Source organism: Methylobacter sp. S3L5C (assembly GCF_022788635.1).
Lineage (GTDB): Bacteria > Pseudomonadota > Gammaproteobacteria > Methylococcales > Methylomonadaceae > Methylobacter_C.
Window position 1 is genome coordinate 2645167 of sequence record NZ_CP076024.1, and the last position, 26615, is coordinate 2671781.

Annotated in this window: 23 protein-coding genes; 21 read left to right on the forward strand and 2 right to left on the reverse strand. The window is 43.5% G+C overall.

The window, feature by feature from the left end; translation table 11 throughout:
• Positions 1 to 25 precede the first annotated feature (25 nt).
• The gene (locus KKZ03_RS11795; protein WP_243217044.1) at positions 26 to 3385 is read left to right on the forward strand and encodes an NAD-glutamate dehydrogenase domain-containing protein; all 3360 of its coding nucleotides are present in this window, start codon (positions 26 to 28) and stop codon (positions 3383 to 3385) included.
• Between the two features lie 120 nt (positions 3386 to 3505).
• Complete coding sequence (locus KKZ03_RS11800) at positions 3506 to 4135, forward strand: hypothetical protein (protein WP_243217045.1); 630 nt, start codon at positions 3506 to 3508, stop codon at positions 4133 to 4135.
• Positions 4136 to 4291: 156 nt separating this feature from the next.
• On the opposite strand, the gene KKZ03_RS11805 is transcribed toward KKZ03_RS11800, so the two are convergent.
• Positions 4292 to 5122, reverse strand: a complete 831-nt coding sequence (locus KKZ03_RS11805) for a murein L,D-transpeptidase family protein (RefSeq protein WP_243217046.1) — start codon at positions 5120 to 5122, stop codon at positions 4292 to 4294.
• A 403-nt stretch (positions 5123 to 5525) separates the two neighbouring features.
• Between KKZ03_RS11805 and KKZ03_RS11810 the strand changes: the two genes are divergently transcribed.
• The 4 genes from KKZ03_RS11810 (at position 5526) to KKZ03_RS11825 (ending at position 10681) form a co-directional block, all read left to right on the forward strand.
• Positions 5526 to 7223 (forward strand): L,D-transpeptidase, encoded by a 1698-nt coding sequence (locus KKZ03_RS11810; RefSeq protein ID WP_243217047.1) that lies wholly within the window; start codon positions 5526 to 5528, stop codon positions 7221 to 7223.
• Positions 7224 to 7455: 232 nt separating this feature from the next.
• Positions 7456 to 8754: a transposase gene (locus tag KKZ03_RS11815; protein ID WP_243217048.1), complete on the forward strand. Its 1299-nt coding sequence runs from the start codon at positions 7456 to 7458 to the stop codon at positions 8752 to 8754.
• Between the two features lie 292 nt (positions 8755 to 9046).
• Positions 9047 to 10117 carry a transposase gene (locus tag KKZ03_RS11820; RefSeq protein ID WP_243217049.1) on the forward strand — a complete coding sequence of 357 codons (1071 nt, stop codon included), beginning with the start codon at positions 9047 to 9049 and terminating at the stop codon, positions 10115 to 10117.
• 33 nt (positions 10118 to 10150) lie between these two features.
• Entirely contained in the window at positions 10151 to 10681 is a 531-nt protein-coding gene (locus KKZ03_RS11825; RefSeq protein ID WP_243217050.1) for an SRPBCC family protein, read from the forward strand.
• Between the two features lie 221 nt (positions 10682 to 10902).
• On the opposite strand, the gene KKZ03_RS11830 is transcribed toward KKZ03_RS11825, so the two are convergent.
• Positions 10903 to 11559, reverse strand: coding sequence for a response regulator transcription factor (locus tag KKZ03_RS11830; protein WP_243217051.1), 657 nt, complete (start codon positions 11557 to 11559; stop codon positions 10903 to 10905).
• 320 nt (positions 11560 to 11879) lie between these two features.
• Here KKZ03_RS11830 and KKZ03_RS11835 point away from each other — a divergent pair, with 320 nt between their 5' ends.
• The 15 genes from KKZ03_RS11835 to KKZ03_RS11905 all read left to right on the forward strand — a co-directional run bounded on the left by KKZ03_RS11835 (position 11880) and on the right by KKZ03_RS11905 (position 25706).
• Positions 11880 to 13694: a methanol/ethanol family PQQ-dependent dehydrogenase gene (locus KKZ03_RS11835; RefSeq protein WP_243217052.1), complete on the forward strand. Its 1815-nt coding sequence runs from the start codon at positions 11880 to 11882 to the stop codon at positions 13692 to 13694.
• A 77-nt stretch (positions 13695 to 13771) separates the two neighbouring features.
• The gene (gene moxJ, locus KKZ03_RS11840; protein ID WP_243217053.1) at positions 13772 to 14620 is read left to right on the forward strand and encodes a methanol oxidation system protein MoxJ; all 849 of its coding nucleotides are present in this window, start codon (positions 13772 to 13774) and stop codon (positions 14618 to 14620) included.
• A gap of 17 nt (positions 14621 to 14637) precedes the next feature.
• A complete protein-coding gene (moxG, locus tag KKZ03_RS11845) occupies positions 14638 to 15111 on the forward strand; it encodes a cytochrome c(L), periplasmic (protein ID WP_243217054.1) in 474 nt (157 codons plus the stop codon).
• A gap of 15 nt (positions 15112 to 15126) precedes the next feature.
• The gene (locus KKZ03_RS11850) at positions 15127 to 15411 is read left to right on the forward strand and encodes a methanol dehydrogenase [cytochrome c] subunit (RefSeq protein ID WP_243217055.1); all 285 of its coding nucleotides are present in this window, start codon (positions 15127 to 15129) and stop codon (positions 15409 to 15411) included.
• 309 nt (positions 15412 to 15720) lie between these two features.
• The gene (locus KKZ03_RS11855) at positions 15721 to 16737 is read left to right on the forward strand and encodes a MoxR family ATPase (RefSeq protein WP_243217056.1); all 1017 of its coding nucleotides are present in this window, start codon (positions 15721 to 15723) and stop codon (positions 16735 to 16737) included.
• A gap of 68 nt (positions 16738 to 16805) precedes the next feature.
• Positions 16806 to 17642 carry a DUF58 domain-containing protein gene (locus KKZ03_RS11860; protein ID WP_243217057.1) on the forward strand — a complete coding sequence of 279 codons (837 nt, stop codon included), beginning with the start codon at positions 16806 to 16808 and terminating at the stop codon, positions 17640 to 17642.
• Positions 17639 to 18529 carry a nonribosomal peptide synthetase MxaA gene (locus KKZ03_RS11865; protein ID WP_243217058.1) on the forward strand — a complete coding sequence of 297 codons (891 nt, stop codon included), beginning with the start codon at positions 17639 to 17641 and terminating at the stop codon, positions 18527 to 18529. Before KKZ03_RS11860 ends, KKZ03_RS11865 begins: the two co-directional genes overlap by 4 nt.
• Positions 18526 to 19524: a vWA domain-containing protein gene (locus KKZ03_RS11870; RefSeq protein ID WP_243217059.1), complete on the forward strand. Its 999-nt coding sequence runs from the start codon at positions 18526 to 18528 to the stop codon at positions 19522 to 19524. The genes KKZ03_RS11865 and KKZ03_RS11870 overlap by 4 nt, the downstream gene beginning before the upstream one ends.
• The gene (locus KKZ03_RS11875; protein ID WP_243217060.1) at positions 19521 to 20084 is read left to right on the forward strand and encodes an MxaK protein; all 564 of its coding nucleotides are present in this window, start codon (positions 19521 to 19523) and stop codon (positions 20082 to 20084) included. The genes KKZ03_RS11870 and KKZ03_RS11875 overlap by 4 nt, the downstream gene beginning before the upstream one ends.
• A 27-nt stretch (positions 20085 to 20111) precedes the next feature.
• Complete coding sequence (locus tag KKZ03_RS11880) at positions 20112 to 21068, forward strand: vWA domain-containing protein (protein WP_243217061.1); 957 nt, start codon at positions 20112 to 20114, stop codon at positions 21066 to 21068.
• Between the two features lie 39 nt (positions 21069 to 21107).
• Positions 21108 to 21605 (forward strand): hypothetical protein, encoded by a 498-nt coding sequence (locus tag KKZ03_RS11885; protein ID WP_243217062.1) that lies wholly within the window; start codon positions 21108 to 21110, stop codon positions 21603 to 21605.
• Between the two features lie 87 nt (positions 21606 to 21692).
• Positions 21693 to 22646, forward strand: coding sequence for an ABC transporter substrate-binding protein (locus KKZ03_RS11890; RefSeq protein ID WP_243217063.1), 954 nt, complete (start codon positions 21693 to 21695; stop codon positions 22644 to 22646).
• Positions 22647 to 22981: 335 nt separating this feature from the next.
• Positions 22982 to 23503: a PepSY domain-containing protein gene (locus tag KKZ03_RS11895; RefSeq protein ID WP_243217064.1), complete on the forward strand. Its 522-nt coding sequence runs from the start codon at positions 22982 to 22984 to the stop codon at positions 23501 to 23503.
• A gap of 197 nt (positions 23504 to 23700) precedes the next feature.
• Positions 23701 to 25047 carry a histidine kinase gene (locus tag KKZ03_RS11900; protein ID WP_243217065.1) on the forward strand — a complete coding sequence of 449 codons (1347 nt, stop codon included), beginning with the start codon at positions 23701 to 23703 and terminating at the stop codon, positions 25045 to 25047.
• Positions 25044 to 25706 (forward strand): response regulator transcription factor, encoded by a 663-nt coding sequence (locus KKZ03_RS11905; RefSeq protein ID WP_243217066.1) that lies wholly within the window; start codon positions 25044 to 25046, stop codon positions 25704 to 25706. The genes KKZ03_RS11900 and KKZ03_RS11905 overlap by 4 nt, the downstream gene beginning before the upstream one ends.
• Positions 25707 to 26615 lie beyond the last annotated feature (909 nt).

Here is a 26615-nt window from a genome sequence, read left to right on the forward strand (position 1 = left end):
AGATAATTCTACAGACGGTGAATAAATGGACGTAAAAATAAACAGCCTTACCCAATCCTGGATAGCTTCATTTCAACAATTCATTGAACGGGCTTTGGGCAAGGAAACCGGTAAACGATTGTGGCAAAAATATCAGTCCGCTTTTCCTGTTGACTATCAAACCTTGGTGTCTCCGCGTTACGCATTAAAAGACCTGCTTCATCTTGAACAACTATCTCCCTTAAAAAGTCACGACATAAGCCTGCTTAAACCTTACAAAGAAATAAAAAATTATCGGCTACATTTTTACAGTCAACAGGAACATTTTTTGGATGAGTACATTCCTGTTCTGGAAAACCTGCACTTAAGAGTTATGGATCAGGTGCAGTTTACGATTACCGTAGGAAGTAAGACGCAATTTATCAGAAGCTTCACCATTAAAACAGCAACAAGCCAATGTTTATCTTTAAGCTTGGTCAATGAACAACTGCTGAAAACCATTCAAGTTATATCGGCTGGAAAATGTGAAAATGACGCGCTCAATAAACTGCTGGTTTTAACCGGAATGGACTGGCAAGAAATTGATGTGCTTAGGGCCTACCGAAATTATTATTTACAACTAGGCCATCAAACAAGTAAAGCCACTGTTCATCATGCTTTAATCAATAATCCACACCTTGCCTTGTGTCTGTTTAATTATTTTGAGGCCCGCTTCAGACCTAATCCGGCCTGGGATGATCCGGTACTTCGGGAAGAACAGGCCTTATTTCCCTTACGCCTGCAATTACTGGACAGCATGGCATCGGTTGTTGAGATTAATGATGACCGAATTTTGCGTACCCTGTTTAATCTAATAGATGCAACTATGCGCTGTAATTTCCATTTACGGCGTAAGCTGGATGATTATTTTGTTGCGTTTAAAATTAACAGTTTAGGTATTATTGACATGCCATCCCCTAAACCCCAAAATGAGATTTATGTTCATGCAGTAGGCATGGAAGGTATTCATCTGCGTGGTGGCAAAGTCTCTCGGGGCGGAATACGCTGGTCTGATCGTTCCGATGACTTTAGAACTGAAATACTGGGACTCATGCAAACCCAGATCAGCAAAAATGCCTTAATTATTCCGACCGGAGCGAAAGGCGGGTTTGTATTAAAGAAAAGCAATCTGAAATTTTCCCTGCAAAGTACCGGCATGAGCATAAAAGAGGCAGGTAAAAAAGCTTACATTACCCTGATTCGCAGCCTGCTGGATTTAACCGACAACTATAGTGAAGACACCGTCATTCGGCCGCAAAATATTGTCAGCTTTGATGATCCTGATCCTTATCTGGTGGTGGCAGCGGATAAGGGCACAGCCAGTTTTTCAGATATTGCCAACGCCGTGTCAAAAGACTATCAGTTTTGGTTGGGTGATGCCTTTGCCAGTGGCGGCTCTAACGGCTATGACCACAAAGCACTGGGTATTACTGCTCGAGGAGCCTGGAAGTGCGTCCAACGGCACTTTCAGGAATTAGGTATTGATATACAAAGCGAAGCCTTTACTGTCGTCGGTATTGGTAGCATGGATGGCGATGTTTTTGGTAATGGCATGTTATTGTCGCCCTGCATCCGCTTGTTGGCAGCTTTTAGCGGGCAACACATTTTTATTGACCCCACCCCATCTGCCAGCAACGCACTATTTAATGAACGTAAACGCTTGTTTGAATTATCAGGATCCAGTTGGAATGATTACGACCGCACTCTGATATCTCAAGGAGGCGGTGTTTATTTTCGGTCAGACAAAGATATCCCCATTTCTGCCGAACTAAAAAAATGGTTGGGGATACGCTATAAAACACTGGATGGAGAATCCCTGATACGCTACCTGTTGGCAGCGCCGGTAGATCTGTTATGGCTGGGTGGTATTGGTACTTATGTCAAAGCCGGTACTGAAAAACACGAAGAGGTCGGTGACCGAAGCAATGATAATGTACGAGTAAATGCCGCCAATCTGGGCGCTCGTGTTGTTGGCGAAGGTGCTAATCTGGGTTTCACCCAAAAAGCTCGTATTGAGTACAGTTTACGCGGAGGCCACATCAATACCGATGCCGTCGATAATTCGGCAGGCGTCGATACCTCTGATCATGAAGTTAATCTAAAAATATTGCTGACAGGTTTACAAAAGAAACACATTATTACTGACTATCAACCGTTATTTATCAGTATGACTGACGCTGTTTGCAAACAGGTCTTGGCCAATAATTATGCCCAGAGTCTTTGTTTATCGTTGGATCAATTACGTAGTGCCGATAATCCGGTAGTTTTTTTGCAACTTGCTGAACGCCTTGAAGGTGCAGGATTTTTGGATCGGGTTGTTGAATCTTTTCCTCCCGCAAAAATCATTTTAGCCAGACCCGGACAACTAATAACCCGTCCCGAACTGGCCGTATTAATGGCTGCCAGCAAAATGTATTTAACCCGGCAGATACAAGACCAAACGGCATTGCTGCATGATGAATGCTGTGAATGTTATTTACAGGCCTACTTTCCTGATCAGGTTAATGCCCAATACAAAAATGACTTATCCGCCCATCCTCTGGCCAACGAAATCAAGGCCACAGTCGTCAGTAATAAAATAATCAATCAGGCCGGATGTAGTTTTTTAAGCCTGGATGGCAACAGCGAAAATACCACGATGTTGGATCATGTCGCTTGTTACTTAACTTTTGACCGGGTTTTGGACGGTGATGCACTGCGTCTGGCGATTTATGCGCTGGATAATAAAATTGCCGCAGACAAACAGTATAACTATTTGCTGGAACTTGAACACATGCTGACTGGTTTTTGTCGCTGGACGTTACTACACAACAAAAAAAATCGTCCCGATACTCAGACCATCAGCGACTATAGTAGTTATTTACAAGACTTTGAACAATATTTTAATCGGCAAGATAGCCTTCAAGGTAAAGAACAACTGGAGCGATACGTGCAGGACGGGCTTCCAGAAAAGCTGGCACAAAGACTGATGTTTATAGCCACTCTTAACGATTTCCCATTTATCGTTTCTTTATCCATTGAAACTGCCACCGATTTTATAACGGTTTTTAAACTGTTCAATGACATTAGCCGTTATCTGGGTTTGTATGAAATTGACGAACAGTTCACAAAAATGTCTCCTCATGATTATTGGGAACAAAAAGTATCGTCTGATTTACAGGCCGATATAAAACGCATTACCGGTTTATTGCTTAATAACATCTTGTTAAGCAATACGTTAACCTGTGCCGACTATTTTGATTTGCCCGCTGAAAAACAAAAAATCAATCGATACCGGCGAGTTTATCAGGAAATCAAGTCGGTTTTCCCGGTCAATCTGATGCCTTATATTGCCTTAACCAAAGAGTTGGAGAAATTACTTGCGTAAGTAGCGTTTTTTATAATCTGCGATAGACTGTTTATCATTCATTTACTTATTTCCAGGATGAGACGAGCCACCGCCATTCTGCTCATGAAATACAGCTATAAAATCTTCCAGGACTCTATAATGAAATACAACCGCAATACATTAGCAATTATGCTGGGGCTTTTAATTGCCTGCCCGTTAAATGCCTTGGCCGATAATCCCTGGACCTATCAGCAAGGCAGGAACAGCTTAACCAATCAGACTTATAGCTTTGCCCAATCGCCCCTGCCACAACCGGGTCGTTATGACGACATGATGCTGGAAATTGTTTGCAAGGAAAACAAGTTGCAAGTGGTTATTGATACGGATGACTTGATTGCCTCACAAGGCAGTAGTTTTAATCTGGAATATCAAATTGACAAAAAGACACCGGTTGTCATTCAAATGAAAACATTTCCGGACTCCAAACGCAGAGGCTATACAGAAGAATTTGCCAAACGTATGGCGGATGATCTATTGACCGGGCAAGCTGTTTTTATTCGCATCACCACCATGATACGAACCGCACTATCAAGCTCAATTCCCTTGGACAATACCGCAAAACCCATTCAACAAGTATTTGCCGATTGTGGCATCAACGCATCAAGCAGCGCTGCCAGTCAACCAATCTACGATTTAACTGAATTTGAACAGGAATTTGGCAAACTTGGCGCAGATCAACAACAGCAAATATTAATCAAAATAAAAAAAATAATGACGGAAATACGCTAAGGGCTAGTCAGAACAATCACGCTAACGAATGTGTATCAAATAAAATCACTCATAGACTATTGGCCGGCTAGTGTAGGAATAAAGTTATTGATTCTCGCTGGTGGGCGACGATACCAACCATAAACCCTTTGCCTATCCCATCAACAACGACTGGCATTAATGGTAAAAGCCGATTTTTGCCGACTTTACCACAGGTGACAGGGCTTTGATTTCGCGGGAGATAATCGAATAAAGCTCCGGTGTCCATTTCGGAAGTTCTGCGGAATTAGCTTCCAGAGGATAGGTCCTCGGATCATGAGGGGCAATCACTACTTTTACATTCTCGGCACCCACTTGCGCTGTGAGAACAAAAAGCTCCTCTATCGCTTCATTACCTATGGCCAAACAACCGATGGAGACAGCTTTACCATGGATGAAAATATCAGAGCCCGGGTTGACGCGCCCCTCCTGTCTCGCATGGAAAAGGTCGAACTCGTTGGGATAATTTATTTTCATCGACAAGTGGTAATGACTATTGGGATTTAGCCCCGCAATGCCATAAATGCCTTCCGGCACCTGTTTGTCGCCTTGGCGCAATTTGGGGCCGGCCATGCCGCTGGCAGCCTGAATATGATAGTCACGAATGAAACGGAACTCGCCGTTGCCCCTTGCCCATAGCTCAAGTTTCTTTTCAGCTTTTAAAGCAATGAAGATGACTTCCCGAGGCGGATAAGATACCTTGGCTTTAACAAAATAGGGATTGAGCTTACGCGACGTATAGGTGCCATAATCTTGTAAAATATTCGCTACAGTCCATTGACCGGGCAATCTAAGAGCTGGGATGTTATACGTTTTTCGGACGACCTGAGCATGGGGTTTGACGGCAACGGTGATACTGGCGGGCTTATGTACCGAGCACGCGCCCAGCAATCCTGTCAATGTTAAACCGACAATGATTTTAGCTGTTGATTTCATAATGTGCGTTGAAAATAAAGTGGCAATTGACATAGTTTAAGTAAAACCATCACAGAATTGCAAATTATGATCAAGTGTCTTGGAGATGCAACAGCTTTTTGCCATGATCATCTCACCAATAAACATCAAAATCGTCCGGTGTGAATTGCAGGTTAAATATCCAAGAATTAATTACTCAATTTTGTTTATTCATTTATAGGAAAAACAGGTGCGTAGCTGGCTACGTGACTATTTTGACAATGCAGTCAATGAATAAAAAGACTAGCAAGCCGGGTATATTATTTGCAGGAAATCACCTTAGTCTAATTTGTAGCGTAAAATATGCTTGAATGAAATTTTTCACTCCTAGCCTTGTTCGAATCGGGATCGACACACAAACTGCCTGTTCGATAATACCAGCCAGTAATTATTTTAATTTGTTCCCTTGGGGCTGATTTTGCAAGATTTTCTTCTGGCGGTAATAGTTGTAGTAAAATATCGACGATGGAATGGGCATAAAACTGATTATGACTGCCGACCAACGATTCGCCGTCAAACCTTAAGACATCCCGAACTGGGTACCTTGAGACTTGATGGCGGGTATGCCCAGCTTTTAATTAATACGCCTATTTTGGCGGGAGGTGACTCGATGAAAATAGCCACTTATTCCAGTGCGGTCAAACCGCATTTCTTCTGGCTGGCGACCCTGATTATGGCTTTGTCGACAGCCGTGCAAGCCGAAAATTTTGTCAGCCAGGACATACTGTCCTATGGATTTTCCATGACAGCCTTCCACGGCGATAACGACGTCGATCCGCACAAGACCATCACTTTGGAAGCTGTGGGTTTAGGTGCCCGCTTGTCCAAGGTCGAATTGTTCGATAGCACCGGAAAAAGCCTGTTTGAGACGAAAAATCAAACCAGCCTTAGCTTGCCCGCGCCACTGGCTTTCGAGACTCACTATATACTCAAGGTAACTGCGGAGCGGTCTTGGTCAGGACAATCCCAGACCCGCGAAGTTAACTTCACAACGGTCGCCGTGCCGAAGTTGGAAGGGTCCGCACTTAGAATACTCGATCCGGACGCATCGGTGACGCTGCATTTTGACCGCCCAGTAAGTGAAGTACAGGCTACAGGGGACTTGACGTTACGTGCAGAACCCGATGCCACAGGCCAAAACATCCGGTTGCTGGCCAGCGCTTATGCGCAAGACCATCACTATACGATCCAGTTGAACTATAAAACCACGACGGGCGTAGCCTTGCCTGCGCTAAATCTGGAGTTGACGACCCCGCCTGCACTTGCCGCCGAGACCAATGTCAAGGGCTTGACTAATTTAGGCTTGGTGTTGCCCTTGCAAGTGACTTTCAGCGAACCGTTGATTGATCGGGCTAATGCGTCGAGCAATCTTCAGGTGCAGACCCGCGATGGCAAAACCATCGCTGGAAAATGGCGCTGGATTGGACCGCGCCTTCTTAAATTCACCCCTAATCCTGCATGGCCGGCCTCAAGCACTATTGAAGTCAGCGCTCTCGATAAAAACTTAAAAAGCATAAGGGGCGGCACGCTACAACAAGCCCTAATCGAGCAATTCAGCACAGGCACAGACCGAAAGCTTTTTGTTTACCTGGACAGCCAACGTGTGGAAGCTGTAGAAAATGGCGAGGTGATTCGCACCTTCAAGGTCAGTACGGGCAAAAGCAAAACACCCACGGTAACGGGTTCTTTTTATATCTATGACCGCTATCGCCACAAGAGGATGCGTAGCGACGTCGGTCGGGGGCAGCGCGATTTTTATGAAGTGGAAGATGTTCCGTATACGCAATTCTTCCATAAAGACTTTGCCTTTCATGGTGCGTTTTGGCACAATAATTTTGGCCGTCCCGCCAGCCATGGTTGCATCAACATGGCCACCAAAGACCAAAACAAGCGCTGGAGCAATGTCTCCGAAGATGCCGGATGGCTTTATGGCTGGGCGGCGCTAGGCCTGCCGGTGATAGTAACAAATAAGGCGCTCGAACCCATGCAGCCAGGTCATATGCCAACCAAAGAAAGTAAAAGCGCGAATCAAGAGGCTCGTGCCGAATCACCCGAGACGGTTACCAAGCAAGAACTTTCCGGTAAAATAGCTGTTAAAACAGGCAGTCATATTTAATTACAGGGCACTGATCTTCCAGTATGGTTATTATCTAATTGCCTACAAAAAATAGTGATAGAAAAATTTTAAAACTATTACCGGTGACAAATAACATTCAGAAATTAAATTTCCGAATTTATCCGTTAACAATACTTCGGACAGTTTTGCTTTGATTAAAAATAGTCTGGAAGCCTTCAGCATGTAAAGATGTCGTCAACGACGATAACAACTCAACACGCCAAAAGCCTCCATGAACTTAATAGAACCCATTTTTCAGCAAATGTCCAGTGTAGCAAAACCGCAGCGTAAGTTTATGTTCATCTTGCTAACAACCCTGACTTATCTGCCGGGACGGGTAAATTTGCGAAACCTTGGCCGTTATAGTGCTCTGAATGAAAAAACCTTTTCGAGATGGTTTCGTCGCTCGTTCGATTTTGTTACCTTCAATTTGTTGAGCTTGAAGGATTTAACGGATAAGGGTGAATGGGTAGCAGCAATTGATGCCAGCTTTTTACCTAAAAGTGGTCGTAGCAGTTACGGCCTGGACTGGTTTTGGAACGGTTCACAGGGACAAGCGGAACGCGGACTGGAAATTTCACTGCTGGCCTTGGTGGATGTAACACACAACACAGCCTATACACTGTCGGCTTATCAAACGCCCGCTTTGCCCAAAGCACCGAAGGTACCTAAAGTCGTCAAAGAGTCGACCGTAAATAGCGAAACCAAGGTGGCTCAAGATGTCGAGAAGACACCGAATAGCAAAGCCGAGAAAACGCCCAAAGAAACCCGGATCACCCGGGTAGATAGCTACCTTGATCATGTCAAACGCGATACCAAGGGACTGTTGGGGAAAATCCGTTATCTGGTCGCCGACAGCTTTTACGCCAAGACCAAGTTTATTAATGGCGTGGTAGAACATGGCTTGCACGTGACCAGTAAGTTACGGCATGATGCCGATCTGCGCTGGTTATATACCGGTGAACAAAAAGCCAAAGGTCGACCTCGCAAGTTTGCAGGCAAAGTGTGTTTTGATGATTTATCACGCTTTGAACTGGCCGGAGAAATCGATGGCCAGCACGTCTATACCGCTATCGTCAATTCGCCAACGTTCAAACGTAATCTGCGGATTGTCTATATCGTGCGAGAAGAAAAAGGTAAAACCTATACGGCATTATTATTTTGCACTGACACTGACTGTGCGGCGCTGGACATCCTGCGCTATTACAAAGCAAGATTTCAGATTGAGTTCGTGTTTCGCGATGCCAAGCAATACACTGGACTATGCGATTGCCAAGCGACTTCCGAAGCAAAGTTGGGCTTTCATTTCAATGCTTCACTGACAGCACTGAATTTGCTGCGTCTGGAAGACCGGCAACAGGCCGTGGAAGGTGCAGACCGCAACGTCATTTCCATCGCCAGTTGGAAGACTCGTAAATTCAATGCCCATTTATTGGAAAGGTTTTCTTGCCACTTAGGGATCGACTTTACTGCCATAAAATCTAGCCAAGGCTTTGCAGCCCTCTGTAACTATGGGGCTATCGCCGCGTAAACTGTCTGAAGTATTGCGTTAAAAAGCCTTTAAAATCGCCACTATTTTATACATTTCTCAATCTTATATAGCAAATGAAAACCTATAACTCGATGTTCAGGTTTTTAAGCTTAGAAAAACAGCAGGAAAACGGGTAAGCCAAGCAGTGTTAGAGTTGAAAGTATTTCAACAGCATGTTGATGAACGAGTCGGCGCACTTTATAAAAACTTTTGTTACTGGTTTAGATGCGGCTTTGGGAAAGCTAAAGCCCACGGCTAAACTGACGCCACTACAAAAGATTTGGTTGGGATTTTGTTTGACGGGAATATTGCTGACCAATTCGATATGCTGGGCGAAATTCGAGCGTGCGAGCTTGGGAGAACGCAAGATCGCCGCGCTTTCGTGGATGTTTCGCGAAGCAAAAGTAGCCTGGGATTATTTGCTTTTGGCGAGTGTGCATTGGTTTTAAAGCGGCACGGGATTACAGAAGGCGTACTGGTTCTTGATGAATCGGATCGGGCACGCTCAAAGCGAACTAAGCGAATTTATGGCGTTCATAAGCAAAAACACAAGGTTTCAGGGGGCTATGTCAACGGACAGACGGTGGTTTTATTATTGCTGGTGACGCAGATGGTCACGCTTCCGGTAGGCTTTGCTTTTTACCGACCCGATCCGGCGCTAACGGCATGGAGTAAGGAAGATAAACGCTTGAAAAAAGCGGGCATGGCGAAAAAAGATCGCCCTGTTCAGCCTGTGCGCGATAGCCGGTGTCCAACAAAAACACAACTTGCTTTACGACTACTGCAAGCTTTTAAGGATGCCCATGGCGATATCAAAATCAAAGCCGTGTTGGCTGATGCCTTGTACGGCGAAGCGGGTTTTATGGATACCGCTTCACGGATATTTGATATTAACCAGGTTATCAGCCAGTTACGCGAGAACCAGATCATTGAATATAAAAGCAAGAAAAGCAATTTGAAGGCCTATTTCAATACCATCAACAAAGGCATAGAGGTGACTTTGCAGGTGCGTGGCGGTGAACAGGTTAAAGCGACCGTGAGTAGTGCGCGATTAAAAGTACTTGCGCAGGGTAAAAAACGCTTGGTTGTTGCCGTGAAATATGAAGGCGAAAGCGATTACCGCTATTTAGTGGCCACCGATATGACGTGGCGTACCATGGATATTATTCAAGCCTACACGTTGAGGTGGCTTGTAGGAAGCGGTGGTCGGGAAGGGTATTACTTAAACTATTGTCCTCATTTAAAAAAAAGCTTTGTTGTTTCACGCGAATCACTTCCTAAAAATTCAGGGCCTTTAAAAAAAACGAAAATTTCCTTGTTATTATCAGGAAATTTACCCAATACCTTTTACCCTTATTTGTGAATAATAGACTATTTTATTAATGGCATTAATTACATGAAGCGTTTACCGTTATTTTTATTGAGTTTTTTATTATTTCCCGTTACTTCTACTGCGCATGGACCCACCCCACAAAAAGCGAAAGAAAGTGTCACTATTAATGCCTCTGTTGAAGCCGTCTGGGACATGATTAAGCAATTCGATGCGATCGCCAGTTGGCATCCTGACGTAAAAGCCAGTTCAGGCGATGGAAAAAATGTTTCTGATGGTACCAGAACGATTATCTTGCAAAATGACGGACAGTTGGTAGAAAGTCTGGATTATTACAGTGACAAAGATCATGAATATAATTACCGCCTTAAAACCGAAAACGTAACGGCATTTCCGGTTAGTTCTTACACGACCAACCTTCAAGTTATTGCGGGAAGTGACGCTAAGACCAGTGTGGTGACACTAAAAAGTAGATTTTACCGTGGCGATACCGGCAATACGCCGATTGAAAAAATGAACGATGCAGCAGCCGTTGAAACGATGAATACCTTTTTTAAGAATGGCTTGGTCGGGCTAAAAAACAAGCTGGAAAAATAATAGCAAGCCTCACACTGTTGATGTTAGAGCCAAGATAAAGTATAGATTTTCAGAAATTAAATTTCCATTTGCATCTCTGTAAACTCCTATGGATACCATCCCTTCAGGGGATGTTATCTGTTAGCATCGAAATTATTTATCTGAAAATCTATAGATACCTATGATCGAAGAGAGGGAGTCGTAGGCGATTTTCTGTTTTCCGATAGTCTCTCAGGTTCCGATTAAATTTCGATCGCTTCAATAAGGCCTTGTCGGTTTGCCAGCAAGGTTAGCTCTGCGAGCGTTTGGGCACCTATCTTTTCTTTGATAACAGTACCATGATTACAAACCGTTTTGTAACTCAAGCATAGTTTCTCTGCGGCTTTTCGGGTGGTATAGCCATTTGCCAATAGACAGAAGACATCGAACTCTCTGGGGGACAGCAGTTTTATTTTTTCTGATTCATCCTGATCACTTGCCATGGAAATGGCCAGTTGCTGGGCAATATCGGGATCAATATAAGTTCCGCCTTGAGCTATCTTATATACTGCCGTGACCAGCATTTCAGGATCACTATTTTTGGTAATATAGCCTTTGGCACCCGCTTTAAGTATACGTGATACATAAACCAGTTCATTGTGAATACTAAATACCAGGATTTTACAGTGCGGATCACGATTAATCAGTCTTCTGATGCTCTCAAAGCCACCAATGCCGGGCATTGATAAATCCAATACGACAATATCCGGTTTATATTGGATGTACATTTGGCAAGCGGTTTCACCTCTGTCCGCTTCAAAAATCTGTCCGATTTTATCGGACAATGCGAGATAGGTTTTGTAACCCGCCCGCACTACCGCATGGTCATCGACCAATAAAACACTAATCTTACCTGTCACGACTTCACTCCCGTCATTATCAAAACTGTAATCATGCCTTTTTATAAAAGGGAAATCGATAGGAGCTTTTCCTGTTTTTCGCTTTTAAAAGATGCGGGAAATTTTCATGGTTTATTTAAGGCTTTGTTCCCGCTTATTTCCGGTTTTATTCTGTAACGCGAATAGTAAAGACCCTATTACTATAAACACATGCTTAGCCCTGTATCTCAATGAGCCATTGCAAGCGTTTTGATCAAGAAAGCAGGTTGTCATACTTTATCCTTATTGGTATGCAAGGGCTTGGCTTTTATACATATAACTAAAATAACTCAGGAGAAAACATGCGGATTTCCAAATTCACCCGCACTGCTGTCGCATCTGCTATTTGTAGCAGTGTCTTATTGACAGCTTCCATGCCGTCATTGGCCAATAAAGACCTCGACAGACTGTCAAAAGAAGATACTAACTGGGCCATGCAAACTAAAGACTACAGTGCGAGTCACTTTAGTAAAATGACGCAGATTAACACCCACAACGTTCAGCATCTGAAGCCGGTCTGGTCATTTTCTACCGGTGTATTGAACGGACATGAGGGTGGACCGTTGGTCATTGATGGCATTATGTATGTTCATACGCCATACCCTAATAATATTTTTGCGATTGATCTGGATGAGCCAGACAAAATTTTATGGGAACACAAACCTAAACAAAGTCCGGCAGCCCGTGCCGTAGCTTGTTGTGATGTTGTTAACAGGGGCCTGGCTTACGCACCTGCAGGGGAGGGTTATCCGGCGACTATTTTCCAGAACCAACTGGACGGACATATTGTTGCGTTGAACGCCAAGACAGGTGAGTTGTTGTGGAAAATGGAGAACTCCGATATTGCCATGGGTTCTACGCTGACTATTGCGCCGTTTGTTGCCAAGGACATGGTAATAGTCGGCAGCTCAGGTGCTGAATTAGGGGTAAGAGGTTACGCTACTGCCTATAACATTAAAGACGGCAAGCAAGCCTGGCGGGTTTATGCTACCGGTCCTGATGAAGATATCAAGTTGGCAAAAGATTTTAACAGCCACAACCCCCATTATGGACAGTTCGGATTGGGCCTTAAAACCTGGGAAGGTGATGCCTGGAAAATTGGCGGCGGTACTAACTGGGGTTGGTATGCTTTTGATCCTGATTTGGATATGCTCTATTACGGATCTGGTAATCCTGCCCCGTGGAACGAAACCATGCGTCCTGGTGATAATAAATGGACCATGACAATTTGGGGTCGCGATGTTAATACCGGTGAAGCAAAGTTTGGCTACCAAAAAACGCCGCATGATGAATGGGATTATGCCGGTGTTAACTACATGGGTTTATCAGAACAGTTAGTTGATGGCAAGATGACCAAGCTTCTTACCCATCCAGATCGTAATGGCCTGGTTTATACCCTTAATCGTGAAAACGGAGATTTGGTTAACGCTTTTAAAATTGATGATACCGTCAATTGGGTAAAAAAAGTCGATTTAAAAACCGGTTTGCCGATTCGTGATCCCGAGTTTTCTACTCATATGGATCATGAAGCCAAAGGAATATGCCCGTCGGCAATGGGGTATCACAATCAGGGCATAGAATCTTATGATCCCGATAAAAAGTTGTTCTTTATGGGCACCAACCATATTTGTATGGACTGGGAACCGTTCATGTTGCCGTATCGTGCCGGACAATTTTTTGTAGGAGCAACGCTAAATATGTATCCGGGACCTAAAGGTACCTTGGGCCAAGTTAAAGCGATGAATTCAGTGAGCGGTAAATTTGAATGGGAAATTAAGGAAAAATTTGCTGTCTGGGGTGGTACCACCGCGACTGCGGGTGATTTGGTTTTCTACGGTACTCTGGATGGTAATATCAAGGCACTGGATTCCAAAAATGGTAAAGAACTCTGGAAGTTCAAACTTCCTTCCGGCGTTATTGGCCACCCCATTACTTTTGGACATAAAGGCAAGCAGTATGTGGCAATTTATTACGGCGTTGGTGGCTGGCCTGGTGTAGGTTTAGTCTTTGACTTGCAGGATCCTACTGCCGGTTTAGGTGCCGTTGGTGCGTTTAAAGAGCTGGCTCACTACACGCAGCAAGGTGGTGGTGTCATGGTATTCGCATTGGGCTATTAAAAATTGAGTAGCCGGTACGATGTTATTCGTACCGGCAGCGGTATTACGATTTTAACCAGTTAATGATGAGAATAACCATGCACAGAAACAAGTTCTTAATAACAGCGTTGTGTTTGGGGGTCGGTTTGGCTGTAACCCAAGCTCATGCTGAAACAAGCAAGCCGCTAAAAGTTTGCGCGGCAGAAAATGAAATGCCTTACTCCAATAAGGCAGGTGAAGGCTTTGAGAATAAATTGGCGGAGCTGGTTGGTTCTGCTTTGGGCAGAAAAATCGTTTATGTTACCTGGAGCGACCCGCGTTATTACATACGTGATACGCTGGATAAGGGCTTGTGTGATCTGGCCATAGGTGTCGATAAAGGTGATCCCAGGGTATTGACTACCCAGGCTTATTACCGTTCTGGTTATGTCTTTATCTCGCGTGAAACCGATAAGCTGGATTTAAAAAATTGGGATAGCGATGTGTTACGTAAGGCAAAACGCATTGCCTTTGTGCCCGAAACACCCGCAGAAGTAATGATGCGAGCTATCGGACGATATAACGATATGTTTAATTATTCTCATGAACTGGTTGGCTTTAAATCCAGGCGCAATGAGTACATTAAATACGAACCATCAAAATTGGTTTCCGAGATTTCTTTAGGTCATGCCGAGGTAGCCGCTCTTTGGGGGCCATCTGCAGCACGTTATGTTAAAGAGTCGACAACACCGTTGGTGATGACGATCATTCCTGATGACAATGTGCGTGCGGACGGACAAAAAGTCGGTTCTCATTACAGTTCATCAATGGGCGTTCGTAAAAACGATCCTACCCTGCTGGCTCAGTTAAACAAAGTGATTGCAGACAACCAAAGTGAAATAACAGAATTATTGGAAAAAGAAGGAATTCCATTGGTTTCTGAGCCAGATGCTGCTGATAAATCATGAAAGAGATAGGTTATAAAATGAAGAGAAAAAAATTATTGGCCATATCGGCTATCAGTCTTGCATTACTAAGTTCGGCGGCTGTTGCGGAAATCACTTTTCGTAATGTCATTACCGGTGATCCTCTGGATATGAGTGTTGCCAAGCAGGGTGGTAATCCTGAAGCGTTTAAGCAGTTTAAGGAAACCGGTAAAAATCCTTACAATGGCGATAAAGTGGCCATACAAAAAGGCCATGATCTTTTTATGCCGGCTTGTTCCGGCTGTCATGGTCATGAAGCGGAAGGTAAATTGGGGCCAGGTCTTGCCGATGATTACTGGACGTATCCGGCTAATGCCAAAGATCAGGGCTTGTTTGAAGTCCTGTTTGGCGGTGCCAACGGCATGATGGGGCCGCAATATCTTAGTTTATCAACTGATGAGATGCTTTTGATTATGTCCTGGATTCGGGATATTTATAAAGGTGATCCTAAAAAAGCCAAGTGGTTAAAATAATAGCGAGGATAACACATGAAAAAAATGACTTTAATTAATGCAGGTGCAATGTTGGCAGTGATGTCCTTGTCGGCCAATGCTTATGATGGCCAAAATTGCAGTGAGCCGGGTGTTTGCTGGGAACCCAAACCGGGTTATCCTGAAAAAGTGGCTGGCAGCAAGTATGATCCGAAACACGATGTTAATGAACTTAATAAACAGGCGCAATCGGTTGTGGAAATGGAAGCACGCAATAAAAAACGTCAAGAAAATTTAGCCAAGACCGGTACGTTTGTTTTTGACGTTGACGATATCGAATAGCGATTATTTTTGGGCATAAATACGTTATTCCTTATCTCCCCTTACATCCCCCTGTAAGCAGGTTGGTATCTTATGCCCTTTTTTTTAGCATTTTCACAGACTCCGTTTGAATGCAGTCGGAAAAATCGTTAATAGTTATCGAGATAAGTTTTGTTCTGCTTGGACAGTCTTCTGGTGCTTGCTGCGCGTGTCTCAGTGCGTAAAGCAAGCCATGACACAGAGATGTAATTACTGCGAAAGAACAAAATTTCTCTGGATACCTCCTTACTCCTTCACACCTGAAGAATACCCACGTTTTTTATAAAGCCAATGAGCAAAGAGACACAACTTACCGACTGGCGTGACAAAGCGTTACAGTTTGAACAACAAATCAATCAAGTCGTTATTGGCTTGCAACCGGCTGTCAGAAATATCATTCTGGCTGTTTTTGCCAGGGGTCATGTGTTGCTGGAAGGCAATGTCGGGGTAGGTAAAACCACGCTTCTAAGAGCCGTTGCGCAAGGCTTGGGTGGTGATTATCAACGGATAGAAGGTACTATTGATTTAATGCCTGCCGATTTGATCTATTACACTTATTTAAATAGTGAAGGTCGTCCTTGTGTAGATCCCGGGCCATTGCTGAAACACGGCGACACTCTCGCCACCTTTTTTTTTAACGAAATCAATCGCGCCCGTCCACAAGTCCATGCCCTGTTATTAAGAGCAATGGCAGAGCGCAGTATTAACGCTTTCAATCAGGACTATGCACTGCCACACATGCAGGTTTTTGCCGATCGCAACCGCGTTGAAAGGGAAGAAACCTTTGAGTTGCCGGCCGCCGCTAAAGATCGATTTATGATGGAAATTAATATCGATATGCCGAACTCGGATGCGGTGCTTGACGAGCTGATGTTTAACCCACGCTTTCATGATACCGACCAACTTATCGGTAATATGTCTAATAACAGGTTTTACTATCAGCTTAATGACTTGGCGCAAACGTTACAGCAACATATACAGACAAGTCCCAAACTCCGAGCCTACGCGTTGACTTTATGGAAAGCGACACATCAGCCACAGCATTATGGTGTGCAATTAAGTGATGTTGAAATGCCACAATTATTAATGGCCGGAGCAAGTCCCCGTGGGATGAGTTATTTAATTCGCGCTGCCAAAACCCGTGCCTGGTTGGAGCATAGAAACCATGTCTTACCGGAGGATTTACAAGGTGTCTTTTCAGTTTGCATGACTCATCGGCTGTTTTTGAATCCGATGTACGCTTATAGAAAAGAGCAGTTGTTGCCTGAGTTAATAACAGGCATTTTAAACCAGGTCGCTGCACCTTAAATGCAGAGTAGTGCAACTTGCACACTCACTATGGCTGACAGGCAATATCACGTTGTAAAAAATAACTCATGACTGAAACGCTTTATTATCGCTTACCCTGGCAAGCAAATACAGTTTATCCGGGTACACACCCAGGACAAATGGTTGGGGCAGGGCACTTGTTTAAGCGTCATGAACCGCTTATTGCCAGTCCTGATCCCCGGCGTCTGGATTTGCGCGCCAGTGTACTGGATCCGTTTGGTGGTTATCGGGTGCGCGTTTACCAACAGCAAAGCACGGTTAATGTCTACGTGCTTGCCGATATGTCGGCATCTATGGGTTATGCCGATAAACAACAAACCTTGATTCAGCTTTTACTGACGGCAGCTAATTCGGTATTAAGTTATGGCGATAAATTCGGCTTTATCGGTTGTGCTGACGGTATTGATAAGCGTTGGTTACTTCCCGCTTGCCGACAATCAGGACAGGTCAATGACCTGGTAAAGCGGCTTAAAAATCATCGTTATAGCGGAAGTTCAAACGGGCTTAAAAATGCCGCCGCTTTTATGCCCGGTAAGCGTTCACTGGTGTTTTTGTTATCCGATTGTCATTTTCCGCTTACTCAGTTACGTGACTTGTTGGGCTCACTGCAAGGTCACGATGTTATTCCGTTAATATTATGGAATCAGCATGAATATGCCAGTTTGCCTGACTGGGGCATGATTTTATTTAAAGACATGGAAAGTACGGCGACGCGCACGCTGTTTATGCGTCCGGCTTTACGACAAAAAATAATGGCCGCCTATCAGCAGCGCCAACATGACTTGAAACATACCTTTAGAGCCTTTGGTAACGAGCCTTTGTTTATTACGGAACGCTATAGCACACAAATGATTAATTGTTATTTACAACAGAGAGTCACATGAGAACCCTGTTAATCCTGATACTGTTACTACCGGCTTGCTCCGGCTCGATTAATACACCTGTCAGTTACTTTAACGTTGAAACCCCGCGTCCTTTTGGTTACGTTATTGGCGATGAAATTCCCCAGCGAATTATTATTGAAACCCGCTCAGGTATCAGTTTGCAAGCCACTAGTTTGCCTGCTAAAGGACAAATTAATCGCTGGCTGAATCTTAATCAGGTGGCGGTTAAACAAAATGGGCAGCGTTATCAAATCGACCTTCGCTATCAGGTTTTTTACGCGCCGCCGACGGTTAAAGCATTAACCTTGCCCGGTTTTACTGTGCAATTTAATCAGGGCGAAAACAGGCCTGAGCAAAAAATACTCAGTCAAAACATACCGGCCTGGTCTTTTACCTTGTCGCCTCTAAGAGAGTTGGTGGTTCGTCAAACCGAACAGGGTGAATACCTGCGCCCCGACAGTCCACCGCAGTTATTGGAAAATACGCAGGCGTGGTATGGCTTGTCTGCCAGTCTGACGGTGACTGTGTTGACCGCAGCTTATTTAAGTTTTCTTTATGGTTTTTTTCCCAAGCTGTTACGACGTACCTTGTTTAAACAAGCTTTGCGAAAACTGGCTGGGCTGTCCAAAACCGATATGGAACAGGTCTTAAGTATTGTTCATTACGCCTTAAACAGTCTTAATGGACAACCGCTGTTTTATAACCAGTTGAGTGATTTTTATCAGCGTAATCCACAGTATCGGCAAATAAGCACTAAATTAGAGTGGTTTTTTAATTATTCCAATCGTTATTTTTTTTCGGCAGGAATGATTACGGTAACGCCGGATTTGCAACAAATTAAAGACCTTTGTGAGCAGTGCCGAAAAATTGAACGAGGCAGTTTATGAATCTGGCAGTTAGTACGCCCTGGGTTTTGGCAGGTTTATTACTCGTTTTGTTGCCGTTGTTTACTAGCGGTATGCAAGCAAGCGCTACGCCTTGGCTAGCCTTGATGCCCGCTGACAGGTTGTCGAGTTTTATCGACTCGGGTTTGCGTTTGTGCGCAATGACGGTTATTGCCGCATTAGTCTTGGGAATGGCTGGATTGCATCGTACCGAACAAAGCCTGGAACGTATCGGTCACGGTGCCCATGTCGTGTTGTTGCTGGATCGCAGCAGCAGCATGGATAACAGTTTTGCCGGGCGTGCGCCAAACGCGAATAACGATGGCAAAGATGCTGAAGAGTCAAAGTCCGGTGCAGCGAGACGATTATTGACTGATTTTGTCAAACACCGAGAAACCGGCTTAATCGGGGTGGCTGAATACAGTACGTCACCTTTGTTTGTAATGCCACTTACCGAAAACAAAAATGCAGTGCAAGCAGCGATTGCGGCAACGGCGACACCGGCGCTGGGCTTTACCCATGTCAGTAAAGGCTTGGGAATGGCTTTGTCATTTTTTCAACAACAGTCGGTAACCGGTTCGCGTATTGTGTTGTTGGTTTCAGATGGTGCGGCTGTGATTGATCATGACAGTGAACAAAAATTACGGGAATGGTTTAAACAGCAACAAGTTCGCCTGTACTGGATTTTTTTGCGCACGGCCAATAGTCCCGGTATTTTCGATAAGCCTGAAGACAGTCGTGATGACAACGCCCAAGCCATGCCCGAACTTTATCTGCATAAGTTCTTTTTAAGCTTGGGTAGTCCTTATCAGGCTTATGAAGCGGAAAGCCCTGGTGCGTTAAAACAGGCAATTGCCGACATTAATCAACTTGAAAATTTACCGATGCATTATTTCGAACGTATCCCCAAACAGGATTTGTCCGCAACCTGTTATCGCGTAGCGGGTTTGTTAATGCTGGTATTACTGGCAATTAAACTTTGTGAGGTTAAACGATGATCAGAAGAATCAGGCATATTACCCTGTGGGCGGTTTTATTGGTTGGTTTACTGACGATTTTATATAGTGTCGAGTCGTTGTACAGCACGCATCACGACAATCAATTAATTCAGCAATTGACCACAGGACAAGATGTGGTTGTTAATCAAGTCATCACTGGCAAGCCCGAGTTAAGGCTGGCAAGGGCTTTTTATTTTAAACAAAAACACCGTTACGAAGAGGCCTTATCGACGCTAAGTCTGATTATGGATAAAGGCGATAAAGCATTCCAGGCCAAAGCCCGTTATAACCTCGGCAACCTCTATCTGGAGCAAGCGTTACAGCAAGTAAAAACAATGAACATGAATGCTGCTTTGCCTTTACTGGGCTTGGCGAAACAAGCTTATCGCCAGTCATTAGCTTTGGATAGCAGTAACTGGGATAGCAAATATAACCTTGAAGTTGCCATGCGTTTATTGCCGGAAATGGATAGTATCATCATGCCGGATGACGATGGCCCGATCAATCAGAAATCACAGTTATGGACAACTGTGCCAGGCTTTCCGCGCGGCTTGCCTTGATTGGCGTTGCATGATAACGAGAAGATAATGACTCACAGATTAAAAGATTACCGACTCTGGTGTTTGCTGTTTGCGCTGATAGCCATGCTGGTGTTGTTCATAATCCCCAGTAAAAAGCAAAAAAGCCCCACTTACAACTACACCTTTATTATTGATATTACTCGCAGTATGAATGCAACCGACTACCAGCAAGATAATCAGGCTGTTAGTCGATTGTCTTTTGTTAAACAAACCTTACGTGATTTGTTGCGGGATTTGCCTTGCCAATCCAAGGTTGGAATAGGGCTGTTTACAGAAAGGCGCTCGACCTTGTTATTCGAACCGTTGGAAGTTTGTTCCGCCTACACCGAAATAGATACGGTCATTAGTAAAATAGATTGGCGCATGGCTTGGGCCGCAGACAGCAATATTGCTAAAGGGTTGCTGAGTACCCTTGACATGCTAAAAAAGAGCGATAGTTCGGTGATTTTTATTACCGACGGCCAGGAAGCACCGCCGGTTAATGTTAATTATCAGGCTGATTTTTCAGGTTTACGAGGACAGGTAAAAGGCATGATTATTGGTGTGGGTGGTTTGCAAACAGTGCCGATCCCAAAATTTAACAGTCAGGGCGAACAAACCGGTTTTTATAAGCCAGAGGATGTACCGCATCGTTCTTCATTTGGACAGTCCACGTTGGCCCCGTCGCAAATAAAAGGTTATAACGCTCGTAATGCACCGTTTGGCAATGACGTTGTTACCGGCAACGAACATTTAACGGCCTTACATGAAACCTATTTGGAAAAATTGAGCGCAGAATCCGGTTTGGGTTATGCCCGCTTAGCGGATTTGCAAAGTCTTGCTCTGGCATTAAAAAACTCCAAGCTGGCGACTGAAAAATTGGTACAGACTGATATTCGTTGGCAATGGGCATTGCTGACATTACTGATGATCAGCCTCGTTTACTTACCTGGAATATACCAATATCATCGATTTTTCAGATAAAAAAGCTGTTATTTTTATCTATCATCTTGAGAACAGTTTATGAACAAACAAAATTTGTTATCGAAGCATAGTCTTTTTATATTGCGTTTACTTTTATCGTTACTCGGTGCCGGTATTGATTACCGGTATCAGCATAGAACCCACGATATTTGGTTGGTCATGATGTTTTTATTTAGCGGTATTGCCATCGTTCCGGGCTACTATCAATTTAAGCTCGATGGCGATAATCTGAAGAAATTTGTACGACCGTTACTGCATTGGGCAGGTGGCTTGTGTGTCGTCATTATTATTTATTGCTATCAGAGTTCTGGAAGGCTTTATCACGAAGAAGGCGATTTGGTCGTACTCTTGGTACTGGCATTAACAACTTATCTGGATGGTTTGCAAACCGACTGGCGCTGTATTTTTACCGGTATTTTTTTAGGCATTACCGCTATTTGCGTAGCTTACTTTGATAGCTATGTTTGGCAGTTGGTAGCACTGGCGGCACCAGTGATAGCTGTCAGCTATCATTTTCGGGAAAAGGTAGTGAACTGACTTGCCGGTTTTTTTTACAGCACATTTTTTGCCTGAAGTGGGCAAAAAAGTGCTGTTTTTTAGTTGTTTTTAAGCAGGATTGTTGTGATGAAAGGTAAAGTTTTACTGTTAAGTTTATTATTGTCTGTCAGCAGTTTTGCGGCAGAAAAAACCATTATTAGACTTGGTGTCCAGGTTGGTGGAACCGTAGAGTGGGAATTGCCTGCTTTGCAAGAGGCTTTGGCCGCCAAATCGGCTGATTTTGAGTTGGATATACACCGCGTTGCCAATATTGAAGCCGGTAAGGCGGCCTTGCAATCCGGAGCAGTGGATATCATTATTTCCGACTGGATTTGGGTATCCGGCTTGCGTGAAAAAGGCACTGATTTTACTTTTTATCCTTATTCGGATATGTCAGGTGCGTTGGTGGTGCCCAGTACCAGCAACATTCGTTCCTTACTCGATCTTAACGGTAAGCGCTTGGGAATCGCCGGTGGTGAGCTGGATAAGAACTGGCTGTTACTACAAACCTTGGCCAAGCAGCAGCATAATATCGATCTTGATGCTTCAGTGGAAAAAGTCTTTGCTACGCCGCCACTGATCAATGAGCAAATCAAGCAAGGTCAGCTTGACGCTGCGCTTAATTATTGGCATTTTGCGACCAGACTTGAAGCTGAAGGTTATCGAACGTTAATTGATGGACGTAGTATTTTACAAGGCTTGGGGATTCAGGAGTCAGTCGCCAATCTGGGTTATGTTTTTAAACAAAGTTGGGCTGATCAGCATAAACCAGCAGTCAGGCAATTTATAGAGCTTGGCAAGCAAGCCCGGCAAACGTTGTGCAGTGTAGATGCAGCATGGCAAAAAATTCTCCCGTTGACCAAAGTGGTTGATGAAAAAATCCAAAAACACCTGCGCCAAAATTATTGTACCGGTAATGTTGAGCAATGGGGAGAGGCTCAGAAAAAAGCGGCGGCGAAAGTTTACGTGCTGTTGCATAAGCAGAGTAAACAGGCATTAACGGGACAATCTGCGGAGTTGCAGCCGGGTACTTTTTGGTAAAGCATGGTTGATGCCGAAGCAAACAATTGTTAGTTATCTTGCGTAAGAGTTCCGGCAATCTGTTCGTGTTGGTTTTTTGTGTTAGCTGAAAAATGGTTTGCTATAAATAGTTGACGTATAATCTTTGAAATCTCGGCATCCATAGTAGAAAATCCGGGTTTCAGAGCATTTCTTTAGTCTTTGCCGCCTAAGGTGGCCTTCAATAAATAAATGTAAAGGGTATTTTTTCGAGTTATCTTAAGAGAATAATCGATTAAAGTTGCTGCTCTTACTCCTGGCTGAGATTTCAGGATAAACTCACGCTTTATTGTCACTATTTATATTAGGAGAAAACCATGAAAAAAACTACCTTAACCTGCGTATTAGCTTTGGGTCTTGCCACATCTGCTTCCAGTTATGCTGCAGGCCAATCTATTGACAGTTGTGTTGCTGCGGTACAAAAACAAAAGGCAGGCGAACTGATTAAACTGGAAAAGCTGAATGTAGCTGGCAAGCCTTTTTACGAGCTTGAAATCAAGGATTCCAAAGGTGCCGAGTGGGAATTTATGTGCGATGCCAAAACCGGAAAAATCACTGAAACGGAAAGTGAAGTCAGTAGTGCTGATGACGAAGCCTTTAAGAAAAATGCAAAAGTAACTGAACAAGAAGCCATAGCTATCGCGTTAAAAGTGTATCCCGGTAATGTCCAGGAAGTAGAATACGAAATAGAAGACAATGGTGATGCCAGTTATGAATTGGATATAGTCAATGACAAAGGCCATGAAACCAAAGTTGAAGTGAATGCCGCTAACGGTAAAATTATTGAAGTTTCAAAAGAAGAGTGGGAAATTGGCGAAGAAGCCAGTGCAAAAAAGTAATAGATAAACGTCCCGTTCCAGGTAATCTCTGGAACGGGAATTTTCTTTATAAATGACTAATTCTCAACAATAAAGGCCGGGTTTTTTAAAAAAACCGGCCTTGTCGAAAAAAAAGAATTTTTCCTATGGCGAATAATCGTCAGCGAATCAATAATAGAAGGTTATTGCAAGCCATCAACCAGCTATTTTAAATATCCATGAGTCTGCGTTATCAAATCAATCTACGAATTTTAATCTCATCCTTGTTTATTCTGCTGCTTGGTGGATCAATAACCATTTGGCAGGCACGTAATGCCATAGATAAGGAAGTCGATTCATCTATTAATCTGGCTGTACAACTGATAAAGTTTGGTTTTTCACAAACCTCACAAACGGCGTTTAATGAAGCCGACTGGTTGCCACAGTTTAATACCTTAAATCAAACCCGGCATTTACGCATTCAACTAAAAACACCGTCAGGCGAAATAATCAGTATTGCCCATAAAAACCAGCAAACCAATAATGACGAAAAGCCGCCACAATGGTTTGTCGGCCTGGTGGAAGGTCAGCATCTTCAAGCCGAACATCCTGTCACTACCTTTGGCGGTAAACAGTTAACACTGATTATTCAGTCTAATCCGTTGGATGAAATAACCGAAGTATGGGAAGAAAGTATCGGTTTTTTTGGCTCACTTTTATTGTTGATACTGTTTACCTTTTTGGCTGTCAATGTGGCTTTTAACAAAGCTCTTAAATCTATCGCGGTGATTGTTAACGCATTAAAAGTCATTGAAACCGGAGAGTACAGTCAAAAATTACCTGATTTTAGTATTCAGGAATATGACAGCATCGCTAAAGCCATCAACCACATGACTCATGAGCTAAATGCCAGTCAGCAGGAAAACCGGTCATTAACCCAGCATACATTGGAAATACAGGAAGACGAACGGCAACGGCTCTCGCAGGAATTGCATGACGAGTTGGGGCAGTCGTTGACTGCCATTAAGGTGATGGCAGTGACGGCCGGCCGCTCCCAAACTGGAGTTGGGGGAGGGAGGGATGAAATAAAGCACGCGACGGACTCCATTATCAGTATTTGTGATCATTTAATGACGGTGGTACGCTCCATGATGCATCAATTGCATCCTTTGGTACTAACCGAGTTGGGACTAAAAGCAACGATGGAAGACCTGTTACATCACTGGTCAGTTAGAAACCCCGAGTTAAAACTACTGCTGGACTGCCCGGATGAAGTAGATCATCTGGAAAAGAAAATCAGCATTCAGGTATTTAGAGTAGTTCAAGAATGCTTGACCAATATTGTTCGGCATGCACAGGCCCGGCAAGCGACCATTATCCTGGAAATTGTGACACCATCAATAGCAGCAAAAGCGCTACGTTTACGCGTGATGGATGATGGTCAAGGTTGTGCTGCTGACCGGATTAAAACAGGCTTTGGTTTATTAGGTATGAGAGAAAGAATTAACAGTCTGGGGGGCGAATTGACTATTCAAAGCCAACCACAACAAGGCATGAATATCATTGCCAGTATTCCGTTAAAATGAGCAATAAAATAAAAGTTATATTGGTCGATGATCATGCGGTGGTGCGGGCCGGTTTTCGGATGTTATTGTCTACCGATGACTCTATTAAAGTGATCGCTGAAGCCGATCGTGGCGAGGCTGCCTGCCAGTTGTACCTGGAAGAGCAACCCGATGTCATGGTGCTGGATTTATCCATGCCGGGTATAGGTGGCCTGGAAACATTAAGGCGTATTTGCAATCGTAACAATGATGCCAAAGTATTGGTTTTTAGTGTTCATGATGAAAGGGTTTATGTGGATCGGGCCATGAATGCCGGGGCAAAAGGTTATATCACCAAACAGGCGCATCCAGAAATTTTGATTGCCGCGATCAAGAAGATCGCAGACGGTGAGACATATATTGAACAGCGCTTAATCAAGCCGGATGATGTCGTTTTAAGTGAGAATTTGGAAGCCAACGAAACCGATTATAAATCCATTATTGGTTTACTGTCGGCGAGAGAATTTGATATATTCCTGCTGCTGGCAAAAGGTTTAACGGCACATAAAATCGCAGATGAATTGTGTTTGGGCTATAAAACGGTTGCCAATTACGGCACGCAAATCAGAAGCAAACTCAATGTGTCCTCTGTTGCTGAATTAGCGCATATTGCGATTGGATCCGGGGTTATGAAAAATTAGGCTGTTTGGACGTAACAAGGTTTTTTAATAGTAAAACAACTTGTTTTTTATGCATATAAGTATTTATACGCATTGTTTATATAAAGTGAGATGTTACTCTTTTCAATAGTGGTTTAAGTCAGAGGCTTTTTGTATGCTTCCATTACTTTTTGTTAGCCTGCTACCACACATTACAAAGGATATACATTAAGCAATTATTCCGTATTCTGTAATAGTAAAATCCATTTGTTACGGGTAATTAAAAACCTTGGTGGAGTTTGAATATCCAAATTATTAGTCGACCGAGGAGTTACTAAAAACTACGCCGACATTGGTTTTCGAAAAATATGTTGAAAGTTTTGTTGTTTGATTAAAGGTATCTTTTATTGGCAGATTAGAGTGTTTTATAAAGGTGATGTTGATGGCCATAATAATATTATTATCAATAGTAATTGCAGGATCATTGCTCTGTTTCGCAGCAAGCGGTTCTGAAACTAAATAAAAGCATTGAAAATAAAATTCTGTGAAACTTTCATAATTAAAAATCAACAATGAGTTTTTATCACGCTGCGCGATGATTACTGAAATAAACCTGTTCACGTTATTTCGAGGGACAGGTTTGTTTTGGTCTGCATTATTATATTAAGCTCAACACACTGTTTTGAAAGACGCATGCTTCCTTACAAATAAGGTAGTGGCTTGTTTTTTTTTTTGTGAGAGGGTGTAAATAATTTCCTGTAACTGCTTATTTTCAGTATAGTGAAATTCCTTTAGGAGGAATGAAAATGAGCGATTTTATCAAAGGCCCCCATTTTAGTTTCAGCGATTCAGGATTTGGCCCGTGGTATTAAATCCGAGGCTGATTTATCTTCGTTAGGCAACTCGCAATAAATAACCCCCCAATTGACACCTTTTTAAGCATGAGGTCTG

Coding starts and splice junctions, on each gene's coding strand:
- KKZ03_RS11795 (WP_243217044.1), top strand. CDS start 26: ATGGACGTAAAAATAAACAGCCTTACCCAATCCTGGATAGCTTCATTT.
- KKZ03_RS11800 (WP_243217045.1), top strand. CDS start 3,506: ATGAAATACAACCGCAATACATTAGCAATTATGCTGGGGCTTTTAATT.
- KKZ03_RS11805 (WP_243217046.1), bottom strand. CDS start 5,122: ATGTCAATTGCCACTTTATTTTCAACGCACATTATGAAATCAACAGCT.
- KKZ03_RS11815 (WP_243217048.1), top strand. CDS start 7,456: ATGAACTTAATAGAACCCATTTTTCAGCAAATGTCCAGTGTAGCAAAA.
- KKZ03_RS11825 (WP_243217050.1), top strand. CDS start 10,151: ATGAAGCGTTTACCGTTATTTTTATTGAGTTTTTTATTATTTCCCGTT.
- KKZ03_RS11835 (WP_243217052.1), top strand. CDS start 11,880: ATGCGGATTTCCAAATTCACCCGCACTGCTGTCGCATCTGCTATTTGT.
- moxJ (WP_243217053.1), top strand. CDS start 13,772: ATGCACAGAAACAAGTTCTTAATAACAGCGTTGTGTTTGGGGGTCGGT.
- moxG (WP_243217054.1), top strand. CDS start 14,638: ATGAAGAGAAAAAAATTATTGGCCATATCGGCTATCAGTCTTGCATTA.
- KKZ03_RS11850 (WP_243217055.1), top strand. CDS start 15,127: ATGAAAAAAATGACTTTAATTAATGCAGGTGCAATGTTGGCAGTGATG.
- KKZ03_RS11855 (WP_243217056.1), top strand. CDS start 15,721: ATGAGCAAAGAGACACAACTTACCGACTGGCGTGACAAAGCGTTACAG.
- KKZ03_RS11860 (WP_243217057.1), top strand. CDS start 16,806: ATGACTGAAACGCTTTATTATCGCTTACCCTGGCAAGCAAATACAGTT.
- KKZ03_RS11865 (WP_243217058.1), top strand. CDS start 17,639: ATGAGAACCCTGTTAATCCTGATACTGTTACTACCGGCTTGCTCCGGC.
- KKZ03_RS11870 (WP_243217059.1), top strand. CDS start 18,526: ATGAATCTGGCAGTTAGTACGCCCTGGGTTTTGGCAGGTTTATTACTC.
- KKZ03_RS11875 (WP_243217060.1), top strand. CDS start 19,521: ATGATCAGAAGAATCAGGCATATTACCCTGTGGGCGGTTTTATTGGTT.
- KKZ03_RS11880 (WP_243217061.1), top strand. CDS start 20,112: ATGACTCACAGATTAAAAGATTACCGACTCTGGTGTTTGCTGTTTGCG.
- KKZ03_RS11885 (WP_243217062.1), top strand. CDS start 21,108: ATGAACAAACAAAATTTGTTATCGAAGCATAGTCTTTTTATATTGCGT.
- KKZ03_RS11890 (WP_243217063.1), top strand. CDS start 21,693: ATGAAAGGTAAAGTTTTACTGTTAAGTTTATTATTGTCTGTCAGCAGT.
- KKZ03_RS11895 (WP_243217064.1), top strand. CDS start 22,982: ATGAAAAAAACTACCTTAACCTGCGTATTAGCTTTGGGTCTTGCCACA.
- KKZ03_RS11900 (WP_243217065.1), top strand. CDS start 23,701: ATGAGTCTGCGTTATCAAATCAATCTACGAATTTTAATCTCATCCTTG.
- KKZ03_RS11905 (WP_243217066.1), top strand. CDS start 25,044: ATGAGCAATAAAATAAAAGTTATATTGGTCGATGATCATGCGGTGGTG.